Here is a 19125-nt window from a genome sequence, read left to right as displayed (position 1 = left end):
CGCGCGCCTAGCGCAAACCGAGCCCACGGGCGATTATGCCGCGCAGCACTTCCGTGGTGCCGCCCTGGATCGTCAGTTTCGGCGCGGTCTTGATGGCGAACGACAATTGATCTTCCAGCGTCTCGTGGTTGGTCGCATCCGCATCGACGAAGGCAGCGAGGTCGCGCACCCGATGCGGCAATTGCTGCTCCCACACCGTGCCGATGTCCTTGACGATGGAGGCTTCGACCACCGGCTCCTTGCCGGCCTGCAGCATGCCGGCGACCGAGACCGACATCCGCCGCATGGTGTGCAACTGCGCCACCAGCCGGCCGATGCCTTCGGCGCTGCGGGTATCCGGGTTCTTGCCGACCGCGCGGACCAGTTCGGTCAGCACGTAATAGGTTTCGAGGAAGCGCTCCGGGCCACTGCGCTCATAGGCGAGCTCGGAGGTCGCCTGCTTCCAGGCGCCGTCGATTTCGCCGAGCACATGATCGTCGGGAACGAAATGGTCGGTAAACACCACTTCGTTGAATTCGTATTGCCCGGTGATCTGGCCGATCGGGTTCACCTGGATGCCCGGCTGCTTCATCTTGACCAGGAACTGGGTCAGGCCGTGGCGGCGATTTTCCTTGGTGGGCGGCGAGGTCCGGAAGATCGCGATCATGTAGTCGGCGATATGCGCCGACGAGGTCCAGATCTTGGTGCCGTTGATCAGATAGCCGCCGTCGGTCTTGGTCGCGCGCGTCTTCGCCGCGAACAGATCGGAGCCGGAATTCGGTTCGCTCATGCCGATCGCAAAGCAGACCTCGCCGCGGCAGATGCGCGGCAGGATGTCCATCTTGACGTGCTCAGGCGCGTATTTGAGCAGCACCGGGCCGCTCTGCCGGTCGGCGACGAAGAAGCGCCGGGTCGGCGCGTTGGCGACGCGCATTTCCTCGGTCACCACATAGCGCTCGAGGAACGAGCGCTCATGGCCGCCATATTTCTTCGGCCAGGTCATGCCGAGCCAGCCGCGCTCGCCGACCTTGCGGGAAAATTCCGGCACGTCAGTGTCTTCGCGGTTGGGCTTGTGCGGATCGAAGGTGCCGGCGGCGATTTCTTCGGCGAGGAAGGCGCGCACTTCCTTGCGAAGTTTTTCGCATTCGGGCGGCAGGCGGATCGGATCGAAACGGAGGGCTGCGGTCATGATGGGTCTCGACTTCCAAATTTCGTGAATCTCAGCGCGAAGCCACCAGCGGCCACAATTCATCGGCGCCTCTGTCGGCCACGAGCTTGCCGAGCTCGACCGCCCAAAAACTCTCGGAGCCGAAATCGTCGCGCCATGCCAGTGCGCGCAGCGAATAGCGGTGCAGGATGTGCTCGATGGTGAAGCCGATCGCGCCGTGCACCTGGTGGGCGATGGCGCCGCCCTTTTCAGCCGCTTCCGCGCAGCGGATCTTGGCGGACGCGGCTTCGAGGAACACTTCGTCGTTGAACGCGGTGCTGTTGGCGATGGCGTCCGCGGCCGAGGTGGCCGCGGCCAGCGCCGCCGCGGACTCGCCGGCAAGTCGCGCCAGATTGTGCTGCACGGCCTGGAATTTCGAGATCTTCTTCTCGAAGGCGACGCGCTCGTTGGAATAGCGCACGGAAATTTCCAGCATCGATTCCAGCGCGCCGGCGATCTGTAAGGAGCGCACGACGCCGCCCATCAGCATCAGCTGGCTCTGGTCAAAACCCTTCGGCGCCGGCTTGATCGTGACCGGCTGCACCTTGTCCAGCGTCACGGTATCTGAGTGATCGCCGCCGAGATTGAGCCCGGCCTCGATCCGGCATTTGCCGGCCTCGACCAATGCGATCGAGAGGCCGCCGCTGCCGCTCGCCAGCACTGCGATATGTTTTGCAGCCTTGCCAAAGGGCACGCCGCGGGCACGGCCTGACAGGCTGCCGTCGGCATTGAGCGTGATGCGATCCTTCGGGCTTGCCGGTATCACCGTCATCTCGCCCTCGGGCGAAGAGATTTTGGCCTGCGCCAGGAGCCAGCCCGCCAGCATGGTTTCGGCCAGCGGCACGGCGACAGCGGAACGCCCGGCGGCGCTCAAGACGCTAAAACCCTCGGCCAGGCTTGCGCCGGAACCGCCGCAATCCTCCGGCACCCATGCCAGCGGCAATCCGGCTTCCGTCAGCGCCTGCCAGAGCGGTGCTCTCCACGCACCCTTCTTGTCGTTGTTGATGGTTTGCGCGTCGGCGAGATCGGCGAAGATTTTCTCCGCGGTCTCGGCAACAATGTTCTCACTCTCCGCCACAGCGTTCCCCGATATTGATTTGGCACACGTCAGGTCCGGCCGTTCCGCTAGGCCCCAGGTGCGGTCTTTTCTTGCGCTCAATGATGCGGAAAAGCCATAGCCGTGACAAGCGCTGCCCGCAGGGCCGCTTGCGGGGGCGGCATGAGGCTCATCAGGCGATGAATAAATTCCGCATAGCGGAGTTTCGCGGATTTGCAGCGACTTGGCCGCGCGATATGGTATGCCACCGCGAGCGAAATTCAGCTCAAAACAACAAGAGGAAATGCGGATGTCGAAGGATGGTTTGTGCGCAATCGTGACGGGCTCGGCATCGGGTCTCGGAGCCGCGACCGCGGCTATACTGGCCAAGGGCGGCGCGCGCATCGTCGTCAACTATTCCAACAGCAAGGCGGAAGCGGAAGCGACCGCCGACCTCTGCCGCACCGCGGGCGCCGACGTCATCGTCGTGCAGGGCGATGTCTCCCGCGATGAGGATTGCAAGAAGATCGCCGCCGCGGCCGCACCGTTCGGACGCCTCGACGTGCTGGTCAACAATGCCGGCACCACCAAGCACGTGCCGCACGGCGATCTCGACGGCCTTTCGGCGGAAGATTTTCAGCGCATCTATGCCGTCAACACCATCGGGCCGTACCAGATGATCCGCGCCGCGCGCGCGCAACTCGAAGCTGGCGCGAAAGCGTCGGGACGGCCGTCCGCGGTGGTCAATGTGTCGTCGGTCGCGGGCATCTCCGGCGGAGGCTCGTCGGTGGCCTATGCCGCGAGCAAGGGCGCGCTCAACACCATCACGCTGTCGCTGTCGCGCGCGCTGGCACCGCTGATCCGCGTCAACACGGTTTGCCCCGGTTATATCGATACGCCCTGGTTCACCAAGGGGCGCGGCGAGGCGGGCGCGAAAGCGGTGCGCGATTCCGTGGTGGCGAAGGTGCCGCTGAAGGTGGCGTCGACCGCCGACGACATCGCCCAGCTCGTATGTTTCCTGGCGTCGCCGGCATCGAGCAACATGACCGGCGAAATCGTCCGCATGGATGCGGGGATGCATCTGGTTCTCTAACGTCGTCATTCCGGGATGGTCCGTTAGGACCAGACCCGGAATCTCGAGATCCCGGGTTCGATGCTTTCGCATCGCCCCGGGATGACGGCTACGCCGTCACTTGTTCATATCGGGAATCAAGCCGCGGGCTACCAGCCTATTCCAGATGAACAGCACCACGAGCGCGCCGATAATTGAGGTGATATAGCCTGCGCCCTCGCCCGCCGACGCATCGTAGTGGCCGATTTGCTGGCCGACGAAGGTCGCAAGAAACGCGCCGGCGATACCGAGCAAAGTGGTCAGGATGAAGCCGCTGGGATTGTTCGGGCCCGGCGAAAGCAGCCGCGCGATAATCCCGGCGACGAAGCCAACAATAATGATGTGCAACATGGCGGTCGTCCTTTTCTCAAAAAGCTAGATCACAGCCGCGGCGCGAACGACGCCGCGGGCGTGAAACGTCAAATCCGGCCGGACAATTCGTTTTCGTTCGGCAGCCGTCCATCCGGCGTCAGATGATTGACCGCGTCGGGTAGATACTGGCTGAGGCCCTTGAGCAGTTCATCGCGCGACATGCCGCTCTGCGAGGACAGCTGGTCGATCTGATCGGCGCCCAGCGCATTGGCGAGATCGCCCGGTGAAATCGGCTTGTTGGGACCGTTGCTCACCCAGGAACTCGCAGTGTCGCCGTGGCCCTTCTGCTGGAGCTGATTGAGGAGATCGCCGAGGCCGCCGCTGATCACGCTGCCGGCCGCGCCGCCCGCGAGCAGTCCGCCCAATCCACCCTTGAGGATATCGCCGAGACCGCCGCCCATACCGCCGGGCAGACCGGCAGTCACATTGCCGGGCGAAGGGGCCGGCGTTGGCGCCGGCGCCGCACCGGGCTGGGCTGTAAAATGCTTGAGGGCTTTCCAGGCCAGCAACCCCAGGATGGCCATGGTCATCGGCGACATCCCGCCGTCGCTGCCGGATTGCGCGCTCGGAGTGCTCGGACCGCGCGGGCCGTTCTGCATGCCGTTGAGTACGTCGAGTAAACCCATTGTCGTCTCCTCCCGCGTACCAGCCCCGCCGGAAAACATAGAACCCGCCCATGACGGTTACAAGGCAGGGTCGGCCAAGCCCCTGCGCGTTGGATAGGCCGCGTTCGATAGGCGGTCGGCGCCAACTCTGCTACCGATGCCGGTATGAGGTTGAACGGCAGATGAATGCAGACCGGGCGATTGGCGTGGCGGGGGCCGGCAGCATCGGCTGCTTCGTCGGCGGCATGCTGGCGGCCGCCGGGCGCAGCGTAGCCTTGCTGGCGCGGCCGCGCGTGATCGGGGAAATCCAGGCCGGCGGGTTGCGGCTGACGAGCTTTGAAGGGTTCGATCAAACGATCGCATCGAGCCGGCTCGCATTGTCGGATGATCCCTCGATTTTTAGCGAAGTTGCCGCGGTGCTGGTCACGGTCAAAAGCGCGGATACAAGCGAGATGGCCGACCTCATTGCGAGACATGCTCCGCCCGATGTCGTCGTCGTCAGCCTGCAGAACGGCGTCGGCAATGTCGCGGTATTGCGCGACCGCCTGCCCGGCCGTCGTGTGCTCGGCGGCATGGTGCCGTTCAACGTGATTTCGATGGGCGAGGGCCGGTTTCACCGGTCGACCTCGGGCGACATCGTCATCGAAGCCGACGCGGCCGGTACGGCCGAAAGACTTTCGGTACCGGGCCTCCATATGCGCGCGACCGACAACATCGACGGCGTGCAATGGGGCAAACTGATCGTCAATCTCAACAACGCGCTCAATGCGCTGGCCGATATGCCGCTGCGCCGGCAACTGGCGCAGCGCGGCTGGCGCCGGCTGTTCGCCGACCAGATGGCCGAAGGACTGGCGGCGATCAGGGCGGAAGGCATCAAGCCGGTGTCGCCGACGCCGATCCCGGCGGGCTGGATGCCGCCGCTGCTGCGTCTGCCGGACACCATCTTCGAAGTGTTGCTGGGGCGAACGATGAAGATCGATCCCGAGGCGCGCTCGTCGATGTGGGAAGATCTGCAGCGCGGCCGCCGCACCGAGATCGACTATCTGCAGGGCGTGATCACCGAAATCGCCGACCGGCGCGGACTGCAGGCGCCGCTGTCGCGCCGCATCGTGGCGCTGATCAGGAAAGCCGAGGCGGACGGCAAGGGCTCGCCCGGCCTGACGCCGGAACAGATCAGGGCCTGAACTGCTGGTCGCGCCTTGAAATGGCAACGATCTGGGGCGACTTTCGCCCGATGCGGCGAACGGGAGAGACGATATGAAACGAACAAGCGCAGCGCTTTTGGCCGTTGCCGCCCTTGTCGGCGGGGTTGGTGTGGTCCCGGCCCATGCCGCGCCACCCACGGTGACGCCGTCGCCGGGCTATGACGCGCGGCTGCAGGAGCAACGGGCCGCCGCGCCGGCGACGATCTCAGAGCCGGCCGCGCCGGTCGTCAGACCGGTGGTGCGGCACCGCGCTAAGCACACCCACGCGCACTGATCCGGTCCACGCTCATGCGATTCCAGATGAGGCTGTTTCTCCTCGCGCTCGGTCTTGTTCTCGGCTTCGCGGCCACGGCCGACGCCGCCGATTATGCCGGCGCGATCAGCGCTTATCGCCGCGCCCATGGTTTTCCGTCGGTGAAGCTGGACGGCAAGCTCAACGCGGTGGCGCTCAAACAGGCGCAGGCGATGGCCGCGTCCGGTTCCGTCAGCCACAGCGCCGCCGGCAGTTTTTCCTCGCGCGTGGCGCCGTTGCGCAAGTCGCGCGCCGCGGAAAATATCGGCGCAGGATTTTTGACGTTCGCCGAAATGCTGAAGGAGTGGGAAAATTCAGCCGGCCATCGCGAGAATCTGCTGTTACCGGGAATGCGCCGGGTCGGCGTCGCATCGGTCGACAATTCGAAATCGCCCTACCGGAAATTCTGGGCGATGGTGATCACGGATTGACGCTTCTCCCAGGGCGTCGTCCCGGCGAAGGCCGGGACCCATAATCCCGGTCGTCTGTTGTTGCAGAAGGTGTCTCACAGACGCGCTTAACCGAAGGGCCGCAGCGTGATGGTGTGGACGGCCCCCTACGGCATCGATTGTGCCAGAATGAGGTTGTTTCAAATCTCAGACAAGGGAGCCGTCCGTGGACCAGATTATCCGCATTGGAATGGATACGTCGAAGCATTTTTTTCAGCTGCACGGGGTGGATGCCGCCGAGCGGCCGGTGTTGCGCAGGAAGCTGCGACGCAACGAGGTGTTGGCGTTTTTTGCCAAGCTGCCGCCAACCGTGATCGGGATCGAGGCCTGCGGCGCGGGGCACTACTGGGCGCGGGAGTTGCGCAAGCTCGGCCACGAGGTGAAGCTGATGGCGCCGCAGCACGTGAAGGCCTACATCAAGCGCAACAAGAATGACGGACGCGACGCCGAGGGGCTGTGCGAGGCGATGAGCCGGCCGACGATGCAGTTCGTATCGGTGAAGACCGAGGAGCAGCAGGCGGCGCTGATGCTGATAGGGGTCCGCCAGCAACTGATCGCCAGGCGCACCCAGCTTGGCAACGCGATCCGCGGCTATGCGACGGAGTTCGGTCTGATCACCGCCAAGGGTCTCGACAAGCTCGAGCCGCTATTGGCGCGGATCGCTCAGGAAGAGAGATTGCCAGAGCTGGCGCGCGAGATGTTTGCGGCGCACGGCAGGGAGTATGCGCGACTGCAGGCCGAACTGAAGGCGATCGAGGCCAGATTGATGGCTTGGTACCGCGCCAATGCCGACAGCCGACGTCTGGCAAAGATTCCGGGGATCGGGCCGATTGGCGCCACCGCGCTGGTCATGAAGGCGCCGGATCCTCGCCTGTTCCCTTCCGGCCGGCACTTTGCGGCCTGGATCGGGCTGACCCCGAAAGACCATTCCACCGCCGGCAAGACCCGGATCGGCAAGATCACCCGCGCCGGAGATGAGATGCTGCGTAGCGTGCTGGTGGCGGGAGCAACCGCCGTGATCCAGCAAGCCAGAAAAAGCCGCGGCCGTGCGTCGCCCTGGCTCCTTGCGCTGCTGGCGCGCAAGTCGCCAAAGCTCGCAGCGGTGGCGCTCGCCAACAAGATTGCCCGCATCGCCTGGAAGCTGTTGGTGACGGGCGAGAGTTACGACGGCGCGCGGATGCCTGACGCATCCGCACTCGCCGCTTAAGAGATCAGTCGGGCGGCGGGTTCGCCGCACCGGCTGAGCCGGAGCTGCAAGAGGAGACAGATGGTAGGATCGATCGATCCGAGGTGCGAGACAATCCGTGGGACCCATTGGCCCGTAAAGGTCGCTGGCGTGTTTGGAACTCGCGTCGCGGAAAACCATCTTGGCCAGCGGCCACCAACCGCATCAACAGGCCGGACATATGGATGCAAGCGATCCGATCAAACCGTCAAAAAGCTCTTGCGGCACGGGGGCCGTCCACATATGGGTCCCGGCTCAAGGCCGGGACGACGAGCAGTATCAGCCCCGCTTGCCCTTGCTCGGCGACGAAGTGAACAGCTTCTTCAAACCGTCGATTCCCTCCGAGAGCCACGGCCATTCGCAGGAGAATGAGTTCTTTGCGCAGTTGGATGCCTTGATGCGCGCTGCCTGCTTGACCGGGCTCGCCACCGGCACCGGTATCTTTTCAGTCTCGGAGCGCAGGGACACCTGCTGCACGCTTTGCGGCACTTTCTGCGGCTGCGGCTGCGGCTGTTGCTGCTGCTGCTGCTGCTTGGCTACGAATGCCGCGGTAATGGTGCTGCGGCGCTGGTTCTCCAGATAGACGGTGTATTGCTGGTCGATTTTCTTCTGCTCTTCCGGGGTCGGATTGGGACCGGCGATATCGAAGGTGCGGTCCTGCATGAAATCGTAATAGGTGTAGCCGCCGCCCGGCTTGCGGCGGCCGGCGAATTTCGCGTTGCATTCGGCCAGCGCCGCGGTCTTGTCTTGCTTGGTCGCGGCCTTCTCGGCCTTGTCGGCGCATTCCTCGAAATCGGCGGGCGCGCTGCGCCACCACTGCGCCTGCGCGCGTAGCGGCGTCAGCAGAGCGCAACCGGCGAGCGCGGCAACGACAAGCGCAGATGGTCGCGAGGCGATCACGGACGAAAATTTCCTTCAGAGAGTTCCCAAGAAGCGAATCGAGAGAGGCGAATCGAGACGCGAAGCTTGAGACACGAATTTGGCGGATTGTTGCCATTTTGGCCGGGCTTGTCACCCCGGAACCGGGCATTTTTCCCGCGCGGGTTACGCGCTTATATCCCGGATGTGACCGAGGGAACATAGCCGCGCACCGTTGGAATTGTTGCGTAAATTCAAACGGACGACCCGCGAGCCTCAGCGGCGGGCGAGATCAGACCGAAACCGGCGCTGCGCCAAAAACGGAACTCATGGAACCCGTCGTGCTGGCGAGGCTGAAAAGTGTCGGGTAAAGCAATGGCAGGCAACCAGCGGTCTTCAACAGTTCTTCAACCGTTCTTAAACCGCTCTTAAACCGCTCTTGGGGTTGACCAAACCTGTTCGTTTGAATGGCCGAAGGGCTGGAGGCGATACCAAAAAGGGCGCGGGAATGTTTTTCGTATTCGTTCGTCATGGCGGTGTCGCGGCGCTGCTGCTCGGCGTGACCGCCGAAGCGCTGGCCTGGCTGTTCGGCGCCGTGGCGCTGCAACCCGTCATGATCGTGCTTGGCGCGCTGCTGTTCTATCTCAGCGAATACGGCATGCACCGTTTTGCATTTCACGCAGCCCCGCTGTCATGGCCGCCGGCGCGCAAGCTGCAGCACCGTCTGCATTACGACCACCATGTCGAGCCGAACCGGCTGGATTTGCTGTTCCTGCCGCTCTGGTTCCTGGTGCCGAACCTCGCCGTCGCTGCCGGGCTGTTCGCGCTGGTGTTCGGGATCGAGGCCGCGGCCTCAGGGCTGCTCGGGATGATGCTGGCGATCCTGCATTATGAATGGGTGCATTACGTCGCGCATATTCCCTACCGGCCGCGCACGCGGCTCGGACGCTGGGTCAAGCAGTACCACCTGCGTCATCATTTCATCAGCGAGAAGCACTGGTTCGGCGTCAGCAATCCCTCGCTCGACGGCCTGTTCGGGACCTTTCGCGGCCCCGGCGCCAGCGAGAAGAGCGCCACGACGCGCAAGCTCCATTCCTGAAGCGAAGGCCTCCCGGTCCGTAAGCTCAAGCGGGATAGAGCGACGGTTTCCTGCCCGGATCGCCTCATCTGACCTCGTCAATCGCCAAGCCGGCTATTTCAGCTTTTCGAGATTGAATTTGGGCTGTCCAGACGAGAAAATACGTCCAGCCAGTTTGGCGTCCTTCTTCAGAAAATCGATTCGCTTTCTGAAGAGACTATCCTGGTGGAGGTGATCTTGATCGTAGCCAAAGACCAGCAACTTGACTGACGTATCAATCGAGAGGCGTTCGGGCGAGGTGCAGACGGCCTTCACTAACCGCGTGGCTTTTCCGAGAGCCTCCAAATTCCGGCAGACATTGACGTATGCTTCGCGGATGTCTCTCTCGTTCTTGCGAAGAAAATCATCGTATTTCTGCATCTGATCAACAATCTCGGGCTTGCCCTTGCTGTTCTGCCGAAGGCGCGGATCGGAGGCCAATTTTGCCTCGTAGAACCTCACCAATATCTTGCCACCGGAGTCGTGTAGCGCTGCCAGGTCGATGCGCGGCGCGCTTTGCTTGCCGTCACCATCAGTCTTTGCAAATGCGATTTCGAGATCGATGACGGATGGGTTCCTTCGCGCGATTTCATGGACGCCCTGCTTTTCGGCGCCGGAATATGTTCGCGCCGCTGCCGCAAGCTCCCTTACGGTTTCGGCAGGCGTATATTTCGTTTGCACAATCTTGGCGGGGTCGAGCTCCTTTCCCCCCATATGGAACTCGTTGCCGTCGAATCGAACGTACTCTTTTCCGGCGGGCAGACTGGGCTTCAGCAGATATTTGTAATGAAGCTCGACCAGAGGATTGCCGGCCTTATCCACCCCGGTCGAAGTGCTGGATCCAATTTTGAAAACACTCTGTCCCTGGGCGTAGATGTTCAAGTAACCAGCGCGGATGGCAATAAGCAGGTCTTTGCTGGCAAGCACATCTTGCCACCAGTTCGTCGGCCCTCTCCGGTTCTCGGAGAGCTTTCCCAGTGATTCCAGTAGTTCCTTCGACAAATATCTCTCAAATTTGGCCACTTGCTACCTCTATCCATTCGCCATCGTTGTGAATGCTTACGTTCTCGAACAGGGCCGGAAACCTGTCGCGCTCGAATGTGTGAATTGGCACCAATTTCCTGGGGCCAACCGCCGATGCGAGGCGTTTCAAATCCGAGGGACTGGCGTGCCCCGATGTATGAACAACCTCAAACGGAATGTTTTTCAGGGTGCACGTCTCGACCAGTTTCTTGCCGGGGCCGTCTTTGAGGTATCCATCCCATTGGGACCAAATGACGCGAGCGCCCTGCAACGCGTCGAGTTTTTCAAGATCGCCTAGCATCCAGCCGCGAAACAGCATGGTCAGATTGCTCGACTTGGCCGCGAGCTCGTCGGGCCAGATTCGGAGGCCCCGATAGCTGTCGACAATCGATGCGATGCCTTTCCGAACCAGCTGGCGCCGCTGCGACTGCGGAAGGTAGACCGCGATGTTGGCCCAGTCCGAGGTTGGCTTCGGAATGGAGTCGTGATCGATCGCCTTGAGAATTTCAGCAGCATAGGCGTCCACCAGAAGAACCCGCCCGGATCGCTTGCAGGCTCGATATATGGAGACAACCCGGTCTATATTTTGCGCCGAGCATGCAACAAGGGCCATTCCGGAAGTGTGCTTGAAGCGGTCCACGAACACCTCTTCGAGCTCCTGCTCGGTCGGAAACTGCTGATGTTCATCAAGGCGTCCAAGGCTGGATCCCTCCATCAGCATCAGATCGACATTGCGCGGCGGAGCATGGAGGAGAGCGTCAAACAATTTGGACTTCCGGCCATGCGCCCTGAAATCCCCTGAGTAGAACAGTCGCTGATTGTCCGCCTCAACGCTGATCGCGTATGCATCGAATCCTGAATGGTCCATGAGGTAGGGCGTTAGCTTGAACGGCCCGATTTCGAGCGTTTTTCGATGTTCGAGGAAGGTCGAAACTTCCGGACTGAAGGTATCGGGCACAAAATCTGAAGCCGCCTTCAGGATCTGAGACGTGATCTTGCCCATCACGAATGGCACATCCGGTCTAACCTTCGGCATGAGACCCCAATGGTCCCGATGCCCGTGAGACAGCACGATCGCGAGCAGACTGGAAGATGTTTCGGTAAGGCCGGCTACATCAGGCAACGGTATCGAAGCCAAATCAGGTGCGGTCAGCGGCAGGCCAAGATCCAGCAGGATCCGGACCGTTCGGATCAGGACCTGATGAGGTGGATGGAAAATGGCGGACGGCAGACGCTCGCGAGCTATGGCTGCGACGACCCATGCGATATTCCTGCGGTTCATCTCGCCTGGTTCCGATCCCTTCCGCTCGCTCACGCAGAAGCCGGTCGGATGTATGTGCACGCAGGCGTACGTCCTGACATTCCCCTGAATGCCCAGACCGAAGAGGATCTGCTCTGGATCCGCGAGCCCTTCCTGTCGTCCGATGAGACGCACGAGGCGTTCATTGTGCATGGGCACACGCCGGTCAGATTGCCCGACCTCAGGGCCAACCGGCTCAATCTCGATACCGGCGCCTGTTTTGGAGGACCATTGACCGCTGCCATGTTCGAGGATCAACCATGGCCTGTAATGTTCATCAACGATCTGCGGGTGGCGTCATGGCCCGATCCTCCCGGGGTCTGAGGGCGGGCCATGAACGGTGAGCCGGCGGGAATCGGGCACAGTTTCGATTGTGCCTGGGCGGGCATCTTTCCGGCCTCGACGCCGGCGATCCGCGGGGGTTTTGGGGAGGCGTTGAAATCGGCGGGGCGCGCCGGCGCGGGTGGTCCTGAAGGCTGGCGATTGCCCGCGCGCTCTGCTATTTAGCGCCCAGGTACCCGCCTCTCACGGCGGGTTCGCGGTCCCGTAGCTCAGCCGGATAGAGCGACGGTTTCCTAAACCGTAGGTCGCATGTTCGAGTCATGCCGGGATCGCCAGTCTTCACGACACAAGAAACTCAATAAATACGGGCATTTCCTCAACGTACGCGCTCCGTTCTGCTGCCGATTTCGACGTCTCGGAGCCGATTCCGTATGGTCCGTCTGGTACGTGGGATTACAAAGGGTTACGTGGAGTGACATCTGCTCCGTGCAACACGGATGCAACACGAACCGCGACCGTTGTTCGCTATTCATCCCTGCCTTCGCGCGCTGACAATCGGATGGTAGGCGGCATGTTTGAAGCTTAAACGTCCCCCTTATCCCGCCGTCGTTGGCACGGCAGGATATTTTTTCATCCAAGCCGGTCACAGGGAAACCGCCATCGAGCATGCGATCCAGGTCATCGGTGAGCACGCTGCTCGAGCGAGGGAAAGCTTTGCCGGCGATCCCGTCATGGTCGAGTTGGAGGCGCCGATGGAGACTTGGGTCATCGAGTCTCTGATCCAAGGGGCGTGGCCGCGCGAATATCATGAGTGGGAGAAAGCCACGAAGAACTATTTCGAAGGCCAACACAAGCGCAACGGCAGCTCGAAGCCCGATTGGAAAGCAAAGATCCAGAGCCCCAGCGGTGCTGTCTCCCACGTCGATCGAGTGCGTGCACAGTTGATGTTATTTGGCGCGTCGGTTTCCGAGGCCGTCTTCAGCAAGATCGATTCTCAACGCCTCCTGATCAACGCCGCCAAGCACGAAGACGAGTATTTCGCGACCGAGCAGCATTATCGGACCCTGGTCGAAGCGATCGCCGAGTTTTGGAACGAGTTGGCTCAGCAGGAGGAGTTCACGGTCTAACGCGGCCGGAGGTGCTTAGCGCGGCCTTGCAATCTAACTTGCGCTGGTGCGCGGAGCACCTGACGATGCCACTTGCGTCGGGGAGCGAGCGTCCCGATCTATGGCGTTCCGGAATTTGCATGAGCGCGCGATGCCCACGGAGGAAGATGTTCTATCGCAGGATGCCGGTCCGGCGGCGGATGCCGACGGGGGCATCGACGTGCGCGACCATTTCGCCAGAAACGGCCTCGATTGGGGCGTCGGGGATCTGATCGTTGCGGGCGGTTCGTTGAAGCTGTTGGGTGAATTTCTCGCCTGCGTGCTCAACGTTCAGGACGGGGACCAAAAGCGCGCCGTCCGGCGCATCGTCCTGGTTCAACCCGCGGGCACCGGGGACGAAAAGGAAGTTCTTTCGGCGATCGGTGAAGCCATTGGTCGCTGGCGCGGCCAGCAGCCGACTGCCGAAGAGGAAGCTATCCTCTCTCGCGCATTGCGCGTCGTATCGCTTGCATCTCTCGAGATCGAAAGCGTGCTCGCGGCTATCCGCGATGCCGAACCGCGATCGACGATCGTGATCCGCTTCGCTTCAGGCTATCGGGCATCGGACCTCCGACGAAGCGGTACGCCCGACCGGCTCGCGCTTCCAGAGGATTTTTGGACGCCGCATCTCCATGCGCTTTGCGTGAAATCGCTCGAGGCGATCCGGGACCGCGAACTATATGTGGCGATCGAAGCGCAAGAGGAGTGGCCGATCAAACAGGTGAACCGAGATCTGTTGACGTCCGTCGAGGGAATGGGGGTCCTCGGAGGGGGCGTTCCAGGAACGCCGGCCCAATTCCTTGCCGGCCGTCTGGATGCTTGGGCCGGAGCGATCGCGACAGGTGAGCTTGGCCCGGTTCTGCGCGAGATCGACGCGCTGCCGTCCAACTACGATGATTTCAAGCCGCTCTGGCGGCTCCAACTGCTGCGAAACGGCATATCCGGGAGCGGGCCCCAAATAAAGCGGCTTTGCGGTTGACCACGTCCATTCGAGAGCATCCGGAATCGCAGCCAGATTGCGCCAGATCAGATTGACGACGCTTGTCCCCAGCACTTGGCGGATATCGGCATAGATTTCCGCCACCTTGCCCGTCGCCTCCGATTCGAGAATTGACGGAACGCTTTCACTTGCTCTCATCGCTGCCCTGAATGGTTGCTCGTTTGCCGCTTTTGCCAGGACGCTTCCTTGGAGCGGCGTTATCGAGCAAAGCAAACACGGGCCTCACCAGGCCCTCCAGCAGCTTGCGGTCGGGCCGGGCACGCGCAAGCACGCGAATCCCGAGTAGAACGCCCAGAAGAAGTCTGGCGAGGTCCTCCGCCGTTTGTGCTTTCGGAATAGTATCGTCTCGCTGGCCCGACGTGACGCATCGAAGAAAAAACGATTCGACCTCGTTCAGGAACGTTGCAACGATCTGCTGGAGTTCCCTGTCATGCGGTGTGGTTTCAAGTGCTGAGTTGACCAGCAGGCAACCCAGTCGCTGTTTGTCGTTCAAGGATCGCTTAATGATTTCCTGCAGAAACGCGACGATTGCGTCTCGCGGCGGAAGGCTATGCTCGAGGCGGCGAATTCGCTCGCGGAAAGTCTGGTCGAGATAGCGGTTGAGCGAGCGCTCGAAAAGCATTCGCTTGTTGCCGAAGGCATTATACAGGCTGGCCCCGGCAATGCCCATTTCGTCAGCCAAGTCGCGCACTGAGGTGGCCTCGTAACCGCGCAGCCAGAATTGCTGGATCGCCGCGTCCAGCACGGCTGCTTCGTCAAACTCTCTCGGTCTTGCCATGATCTCCTAAGCCTTCGATTTACTGCGGCGGATATATGCTCGAAAATGTATGATGTCATTGTGGGCGGCCGCTCCAAAACGAAATATTTGCTTTTCCGTTGAAGACTTTGGTCGCCCTCCGGACCTACCTCGCGCTTGGCATGGATGTTGAGGCCGCTTTTAGGCTCCCATCAGCATTTTGTTATAGATCATATGATCTATAATGGTCTATCTTCTTTCGTATTTCCGAACTCCCGGTGCATCAAAAGCGCCAGACCACATTGCCGGAGGAATGGTGGCAATTCAGGCTGACAATATGCTGCCGGCCGCGCTTCGCGAGCAATGGCCTTATCCGCCACGCTTTGCGAGCGTCAATGGCTGGCGGATGCACTACATTGACGAGGGCGAGGGTGATCCGGTCGTGCTCCTGCACGGCAACCCGACATGGGGATTTCTGTACCGCGATATCATCGGTCCTCTCGTCGAGTCCGGACGGCGGGTGATCGTTCCTGACATGATCGGTTTTGGTCTCTCGGAGAAGCCGGTTCGCGAGCAGGCTCATACACTCGACGGCCATAGTGCCAATCTGACGGCGCTGATGCGGCAACTCGACCTCTCAAAAATCACGCTCGTTTGCCACGACTGGGGCGGGCCGACCGGCCTGTCGTTTGCAATGAGCAACAAGGGTCGGATTCGCGCGCTGACCCTCATGAGCACGTGGGCATGGCCGCTGCCCCCCGCCGAATTTCACACGCGCATCTTTCCCTGGCGCATGATGCATGCGCCGCTGGTAGGTCCGTATTTCCTCGGCCGCCACAAGGCGCTTGCCGGCCGCGGCGTCTATCTCTCGGTGGTCGATCGTGAGAAATTTGCCCGCACGGCGCAAGCGGCCTATGAGGCAGTCCTGCCGGATCCTGCAACGCGGCTCCTGACATGGGTCTGGCCCCGTTGGATCCCTTTGGATCAGGACGCGCGGGCGTTTGAACGCTTTAAATGGCTTGAACAGGAGCTATCGCGCTCGAAGTTTCCCACCATGATCATTTGGGGTCGCGAGGACGAGGTCTTCGACGCCGTCACATTCTCGAATCGCTTCAAGCAGGTGATTCCGCACGCGGAGGGCCCCCATCTGGTAACCGGACGACATTTCCTGCAAGAGGACTCCGGGCCCGAAATCGCGGATCTGATCCGGTCGTTTCTTGACCGGCTCGACAAGAGGCAAGTGGCCCAATGACAGAGGTAACAGTTATTGAAAAGGCCGATCTGGATGGCAAGCGGCTTGCGTTCGGCTTGATGGAGGATCGCATCGGTCACTATCCGGAATTCCGCGATTTCTTTGCCCGCACATTTGGTCTTGAGCACAAAGGTCTGGCCGAGCCTGGTTTCGTTCGCGCGCCGTCCGGGATTGTCTACACGCTTATCTTCATCGGCCGAGGCGGCGAGCCGTTCCGGTCCGGCGTCGAGATTAATGCCGTCGTAGACGCGCTTGAACCGATCGACAGCGAGACGCTGGATCGGGACCTCTATGCTATCTTGCGGTGGATGATTGGCGGCGTCGGTGGTGCGTGGACCGTCGAGGATTTCGATCGAACCGGGCGTCTCTATCGTGTAGCCGCTGCGCCTGCGAACTAAGCACCGCCAACGCTCTGGCCTGGACAAGCGGCACCGCAGTTTTGGGTTGCCGCCGCTGGGGGAAATCAACTATGGCCCGGCCGATGTCGCCGCTGTCTGTCCGAACAGAATTTTCTTGCCTTCTTCGGTGACGGCGGGCCTACTCGAATAGGGCTCTCCCGCAGCGTAAGCGCGTATCGTTGCCGGCCGCGCACGAACGGCATCAAGCCAGTCGCGGAGATTGGGGAAATCGTCCAGATTCTGCTGCTGCCGCTTCCAGGGTACGACCCAGGGATAAGCCGCCATATCCGCAATCGTGTAATCCGATCCTGTAATGAATTCGCGCCCGTTCAGCCTTCGATCGAGCACGCCATACAGGCGGTTGGTCTCGTTGACATACCGATTGACCGCGTAGGGAATCTTTTCGGGCGCGTAGATACCGAAGTGATGGTTCTGGCCCGCCATCGGGCCGAGCCCGCCCATTTGCCAGAATAGCCACTCCATCACCGTCTTGCGGCCGCGAACGTCGGCCGGCAGGAAACGCCCGGTCTTTTCTGCCAGATAGGTAAGAATGGCGCCGGATTCGAACACGTTTATCGGCTCGCCTCCGTCGGCTGGGCTAGTATCGATGATAGCGGGCATCCTGTTGTTCGGCGAAAACGCCAGGAACTCAGGCTTGAACTGGTCGCCGGCGCTAATATCGACCGGATGGATCCGATACCTCAGTCCAGCCTCTTCCAGAAACATTGTGATCTTGTGGCCGTTCGGCGTCGGCCAGTAATACAGCTCAATCATATTGCAGGCTCCTCCCGGCTGTACGCTGGCCCGTCGCCTCATCGTGGCCGTGACAACCGATGTCGGTCTGCAACGTCCGCGCCGTTCCAATCACAAAAGCGTGCGGTTGCCTGAGGCTTGCGATGATGCAATATAGATCGTCTGATCTAAAATGAAAAGGGCAGAGAGAACCCATGATCCGTTTCTACTACCATCCAACCCCAAATCCGGCAAAAGTTGCCCTGATGCTCGAAGAGACTGGCTTGGCCTACGAGTTGGTCCCGGTCGACACCAGCAAGGGCGAACAGCATACGCCGGCGTTTCGCGCCATCAATCCGAACGGCAAGGTCCCCGCCATCGTCGATACAGATGGGCCGGGCGGCAACGCAGCGCGCGTGTTCGATTCCAGCGCGATTCTGCTTTACCTCGGCGAGAAGACGGGGCGTCTGATCGGTTCGCCCGCCGATAGGCCGGAGTTGTTGTCATGGCTGTTTTTCATCGCGACCGGCATAGGACCGTTCTCGGGACAGGCCGTTCATTTCCAGCATGCGGCCCCGGAAAAGCTTGGCTATGCGGTGAACCGTTATCGCCGTGAAATCGAGCGTCATTATGAGGTGCTCGACAAGCATCTCCAGGGACGAGACTTCATCGTCGCGAACGAGTATTCAATCGCCGATATTTCGGCGTGGGGATGGCTTGATCGGGCGCCGCTCGTATTGCCTGGCGACACCGACCCGCTGAAGCCCTTTCCGGATCTGCAGCGCTGGTTTCGCGCGATCGATTCTCGGCCGGCGGTGGCAAAGGCTCGCGCGGTCGGAAGGGGCCATGCTTTCAAGAAAGAGATGGACGAAGAAACTCGTCGGGCGCTGTTTCCCTCAAATTACGACAAGGTGGCCAGTTGAACTTTCGATTTCGGTCTCAATAGATTTCACACTATCAAGCGAGTTCAAAGATGAATCTTCAGGGCAAACGGGTTCTCGTCACGGGAGGCTCCAGCGGCATCGGGTTTGCCATTGCCGAGGCCATGATGGTTAGAGGCTCTCAGATCGTGATCACAGGCCGGCGGCAGGACGCCTTGAACACTGCAGTCGAACGACTTCGCGCGGCGGGCGGGCGGATCGACTCCATTGCCGCTGACGTCAGTACGGAAAAGGGTCGGGAAACGACACTAAAAGTTGCCCTGGAGAAGCTCGGCGGTCTCGATATCCTGGTCAACAATGCGGGAGGCGTCAGGGCTGGTCGGTTGGAAGATACAACCGAAGCAGAGATCCGGGCGATGATCGAGGTCGACCTGGTGGCGCCGATCCTGCTCACGCGCGCGGCCTTGCCAAAACTGCGGGCGAGCACCGGTGGCCTTGTTGTCAATATCACCTCGGGCATAGCGCTGGTCGCCGCGCCGTTCTACGCCACTTACGCCGGCGTAAAGGGCGGGCTGGCGAAGTTCGGCGAATCGCTCCGCCGCGAACTGAAGGGCGAGGGCGTGCATGTCATGACGGTATATCCGGGGGCAACGGATACCCCCATGATGAGTTCGTCAAAGGCCGGACCTGAGCTGGGCTTCACGCGCGAGCCAGCTGCCGCGGTGGCTGATGCGGTTATCGCAGGGATCGAGGAAGACGCGTTTGAAGTCATTCGTGGCGGTGAAGCGCGCGCCAAAATGATAGCCTTGAATCGACAAGATCCGGCGGCTCTCGATAAGCGTTTCCTTGATCTCAAGCCAGCGCTCAGCGAGGCGGTTCGCGATCATTCGGCACTGTGAATGGTCGGCTAGTCTCACCGC

22 protein-coding genes and 1 tRNA gene are annotated in these 19125 nt (G+C 61.2%); 13 read left to right on the top strand and 10 right to left on the bottom strand.

Features of this window, described 5'->3' with window-relative positions:
• Positions 1 to 7: 7 nt before the first annotated feature.
• Complete coding sequence (locus NL528_RS43620; RefSeq protein ID WP_309180500.1) at positions 8 to 1168, bottom strand: acyl-CoA dehydrogenase family protein; 1161 nt, start codon at positions 1166 to 1168, stop codon at positions 8 to 10.
• A gap of 31 nt (positions 1169 to 1199) precedes the next feature.
• Positions 1200 to 2264, bottom strand: coding sequence for an acyl-CoA dehydrogenase family protein (locus tag NL528_RS43615; RefSeq protein WP_309180499.1), 1065 nt, complete (start codon positions 2262 to 2264; stop codon positions 1200 to 1202).
• A 268-nt stretch (positions 2265 to 2532) separates the two neighbouring features.
• Between NL528_RS43615 and NL528_RS43610 the strand changes: the two genes are divergently transcribed.
• Positions 2533 to 3315: an SDR family NAD(P)-dependent oxidoreductase gene (locus NL528_RS43610; RefSeq protein WP_074278003.1), complete on the top strand. Its 783-nt coding sequence runs from the start codon at positions 2533 to 2535 to the stop codon at positions 3313 to 3315.
• A gap of 96 nt (positions 3316 to 3411) precedes the next feature.
• On the opposite strand, the gene NL528_RS43605 is transcribed toward NL528_RS43610, so the two are convergent.
• Complete coding sequence (locus tag NL528_RS43605; RefSeq protein WP_309180498.1) at positions 3412 to 3684, bottom strand: GlsB/YeaQ/YmgE family stress response membrane protein; 273 nt, start codon at positions 3682 to 3684, stop codon at positions 3412 to 3414.
• Positions 3685 to 3752: 68 nt separating this feature from the next.
• Positions 3753 to 4331 (bottom strand): YidB family protein, encoded by a 579-nt coding sequence (locus NL528_RS43600; protein WP_309180497.1) that lies wholly within the window; start codon positions 4329 to 4331, stop codon positions 3753 to 3755.
• 161 nt (positions 4332 to 4492) lie between these two features.
• Here NL528_RS43600 and NL528_RS43595 point away from each other — a divergent pair, with 161 nt between their 5' ends.
• The 4 genes from NL528_RS43595 to NL528_RS43580 all read left to right on the top strand — a co-directional run bounded on the left by NL528_RS43595 (position 4493) and on the right by NL528_RS43580 (position 7463).
• On the top strand, positions 4493 to 5494 hold the full coding sequence (locus tag NL528_RS43595) for a 2-dehydropantoate 2-reductase (RefSeq protein ID WP_309180496.1): 1002 nt from the start codon (positions 4493 to 4495) through the stop codon (positions 5492 to 5494).
• Between the two features lie 73 nt (positions 5495 to 5567).
• Complete coding sequence (locus NL528_RS43590) at positions 5568 to 5789, top strand: hypothetical protein (RefSeq protein ID WP_309180495.1); 222 nt, start codon at positions 5568 to 5570, stop codon at positions 5787 to 5789.
• Between the two features lie 26 nt (positions 5790 to 5815).
• Positions 5816 to 6238: a CAP domain-containing protein gene (locus NL528_RS43585; protein ID WP_309180494.1), complete on the top strand. Its 423-nt coding sequence runs from the start codon at positions 5816 to 5818 to the stop codon at positions 6236 to 6238.
• Positions 6239 to 6422: 184 nt separating this feature from the next.
• Complete coding sequence (locus NL528_RS43580; RefSeq protein ID WP_309180493.1) at positions 6423 to 7463, top strand: IS110 family transposase; 1041 nt, start codon at positions 6423 to 6425, stop codon at positions 7461 to 7463.
• Between the two features lie 297 nt (positions 7464 to 7760).
• On the opposite strand, the gene NL528_RS43575 is transcribed toward NL528_RS43580, so the two are convergent.
• Positions 7761 to 8381, bottom strand: coding sequence for a hypothetical protein (locus NL528_RS43575; RefSeq protein ID WP_309180492.1), 621 nt, complete (start codon positions 8379 to 8381; stop codon positions 7761 to 7763).
• Positions 8382 to 8631: 250 nt separating this feature from the next.
• A complete protein-coding gene (locus NL528_RS43570) occupies positions 8632 to 8871 on the bottom strand; it encodes a hypothetical protein (RefSeq protein WP_309180491.1) in 240 nt (79 codons plus the stop codon).
• Here NL528_RS43570 and NL528_RS43565 point away from each other — a divergent pair.
• A complete protein-coding gene (locus NL528_RS43565; RefSeq protein WP_309180490.1) occupies positions 8848 to 9438 on the top strand; it encodes a sterol desaturase family protein in 591 nt (196 codons plus the stop codon). The two genes, NL528_RS43570 and NL528_RS43565, sit on opposite strands and share 24 nt — an antisense overlap.
• Before the next feature lie 93 nt (positions 9439 to 9531).
• Here NL528_RS43565 and NL528_RS43560 read toward each other — a convergent pair whose 3' ends face one another.
• Both NL528_RS43560 and NL528_RS43555 read right to left on the bottom strand, forming a co-directional pair.
• Positions 9532 to 10479: a hypothetical protein gene (locus NL528_RS43560; protein ID WP_309180489.1), complete on the bottom strand. Its 948-nt coding sequence runs from the start codon at positions 10477 to 10479 to the stop codon at positions 9532 to 9534.
• Positions 10466 to 12037, bottom strand: coding sequence for an MBL fold metallo-hydrolase (locus NL528_RS43555; RefSeq protein ID WP_309180488.1), 1572 nt, complete (start codon positions 12035 to 12037; stop codon positions 10466 to 10468). The genes NL528_RS43560 and NL528_RS43555 overlap by 14 nt, the downstream gene beginning before the upstream one ends.
• 282 nt (positions 12038 to 12319) lie before the next feature.
• On the opposite strand from NL528_RS43555, the gene NL528_RS43550 reads away from it, so the two are divergent.
• From NL528_RS43550 to NL528_RS43540, 3 genes are all read left to right on the top strand, one after another.
• Positions 12320 to 12396 (top strand) — tRNA-Arg (locus NL528_RS43550).
• 240 nt (positions 12397 to 12636) lie between these two features.
• Positions 12637 to 13188, top strand: a complete 552-nt coding sequence (locus NL528_RS43545) for a hypothetical protein (RefSeq protein ID WP_309180487.1) — start codon at positions 12637 to 12639, stop codon at positions 13186 to 13188.
• A 130-nt stretch (positions 13189 to 13318) separates the two neighbouring features.
• Positions 13319 to 14185 (top strand): hypothetical protein, encoded by an 867-nt coding sequence (locus NL528_RS43540; RefSeq protein WP_309180486.1) that lies wholly within the window; start codon positions 13319 to 13321, stop codon positions 14183 to 14185.
• A 145-nt stretch (positions 14186 to 14330) separates the two neighbouring features.
• Here the strand turns inward: NL528_RS43540 and NL528_RS43535 are convergent, their stop codons facing one another.
• Positions 14331 to 14984: a TetR/AcrR family transcriptional regulator gene (locus tag NL528_RS43535; protein ID WP_309180485.1), complete on the bottom strand. Its 654-nt coding sequence runs from the start codon at positions 14982 to 14984 to the stop codon at positions 14331 to 14333.
• A gap of 274 nt (positions 14985 to 15258) precedes the next feature.
• Here NL528_RS43535 and NL528_RS43530 point away from each other — a divergent pair, with 274 nt between their 5' ends.
• Together NL528_RS43530 and NL528_RS43525 are read left to right on the top strand one after the other, a co-directional pair.
• Complete coding sequence (locus NL528_RS43530) at positions 15259 to 16194, top strand: alpha/beta fold hydrolase (protein WP_309180484.1); 936 nt, start codon at positions 15259 to 15261, stop codon at positions 16192 to 16194.
• Positions 16191 to 16592: a hypothetical protein gene (locus NL528_RS43525; protein WP_309180483.1), complete on the top strand. Its 402-nt coding sequence runs from the start codon at positions 16191 to 16193 to the stop codon at positions 16590 to 16592. The genes NL528_RS43530 and NL528_RS43525 overlap by 4 nt, the downstream gene beginning before the upstream one ends.
• Before the next feature lie 69 nt (positions 16593 to 16661).
• On the opposite strand, the gene NL528_RS43520 is transcribed toward NL528_RS43525, so the two are convergent.
• Positions 16662 to 17366 (bottom strand): glutathione binding-like protein, encoded by a 705-nt coding sequence (locus NL528_RS43520; protein WP_309180482.1) that lies wholly within the window; start codon positions 17364 to 17366, stop codon positions 16662 to 16664.
• 173 nt (positions 17367 to 17539) lie between these two features.
• On the opposite strand from NL528_RS43520, the gene NL528_RS43515 reads away from it, so the two are divergent.
• Both NL528_RS43515 and NL528_RS43510 read left to right on the top strand, forming a co-directional pair.
• Positions 17540 to 18247, top strand: coding sequence for a glutathione S-transferase N-terminal domain-containing protein (locus NL528_RS43515; protein WP_309180481.1), 708 nt, complete (start codon positions 17540 to 17542; stop codon positions 18245 to 18247).
• A gap of 50 nt (positions 18248 to 18297) precedes the next feature.
• Positions 18298 to 19104 (top strand): SDR family oxidoreductase, encoded by an 807-nt coding sequence (locus NL528_RS43510; RefSeq protein WP_309180480.1) that lies wholly within the window; start codon positions 18298 to 18300, stop codon positions 19102 to 19104.
• Positions 19105 to 19125: the final 21 nt, after the last annotated feature.

This window comes from Bradyrhizobium sp. Ash2021 (assembly GCF_031202265.1).
GTDB lineage: Bacteria > Pseudomonadota > Alphaproteobacteria > Rhizobiales > Xanthobacteraceae > Bradyrhizobium.
This window is presented reverse-complemented; position numbering and strand designations above follow the sequence as displayed.

Bases quoted from the DNA above. Each gene is read 5' to 3' on its own strand.
- NL528_RS43540 (WP_309180486.1), top strand. From the start codon at position 13,319: ATGCCCACGGAGGAAGATGTTCTATCGCAGGATGCCGGTCCGGCGGCG.
- NL528_RS43525 (WP_309180483.1), top strand. From the start codon at position 16,191: ATGACAGAGGTAACAGTTATTGAAAAGGCCGATCTGGATGGCAAGCGG.
- NL528_RS43570 (WP_309180491.1), bottom strand. From the start codon at position 8,871: ATGACGAACGAATACGAAAAACATTCCCGCGCCCTTTTTGGTATCGCC.
- NL528_RS43585 (WP_309180494.1), top strand. From the start codon at position 5,816: ATGAGGCTGTTTCTCCTCGCGCTCGGTCTTGTTCTCGGCTTCGCGGCC.
- NL528_RS43610 (WP_074278003.1), top strand. From the start codon at position 2,533: ATGTCGAAGGATGGTTTGTGCGCAATCGTGACGGGCTCGGCATCGGGT.
- NL528_RS43515 (WP_309180481.1), top strand. From the start codon at position 17,540: ATGATCCGTTTCTACTACCATCCAACCCCAAATCCGGCAAAAGTTGCC.
- NL528_RS43535 (WP_309180485.1), bottom strand. From the start codon at position 14,984: ATGGCAAGACCGAGAGAGTTTGACGAAGCAGCCGTGCTGGACGCGGCG.
- NL528_RS43565 (WP_309180490.1), top strand. From the start codon at position 8,848: ATGTTTTTCGTATTCGTTCGTCATGGCGGTGTCGCGGCGCTGCTGCTC.
- NL528_RS43520 (WP_309180482.1), bottom strand. From the start codon at position 17,366: ATGATTGAGCTGTATTACTGGCCGACGCCGAACGGCCACAAGATCACA.
- NL528_RS43510 (WP_309180480.1), top strand. From the start codon at position 18,298: ATGAATCTTCAGGGCAAACGGGTTCTCGTCACGGGAGGCTCCAGCGGC.
- NL528_RS43620 (WP_309180500.1), bottom strand. From the start codon at position 1,168: ATGACCGCAGCCCTCCGTTTCGATCCGATCCGCCTGCCGCCCGAATGC.
- NL528_RS43605 (WP_309180498.1), bottom strand. From the start codon at position 3,684: ATGTTGCACATCATTATTGTTGGCTTCGTCGCCGGGATTATCGCGCGG.
- NL528_RS43600 (WP_309180497.1), bottom strand. From the start codon at position 4,331: ATGGGTTTACTCGACGTACTCAACGGCATGCAGAACGGCCCGCGCGGT.
- NL528_RS43590 (WP_309180495.1), top strand. From the start codon at position 5,568: ATGAAACGAACAAGCGCAGCGCTTTTGGCCGTTGCCGCCCTTGTCGGC.
- NL528_RS43595 (WP_309180496.1), top strand. From the start codon at position 4,493: ATGAATGCAGACCGGGCGATTGGCGTGGCGGGGGCCGGCAGCATCGGC.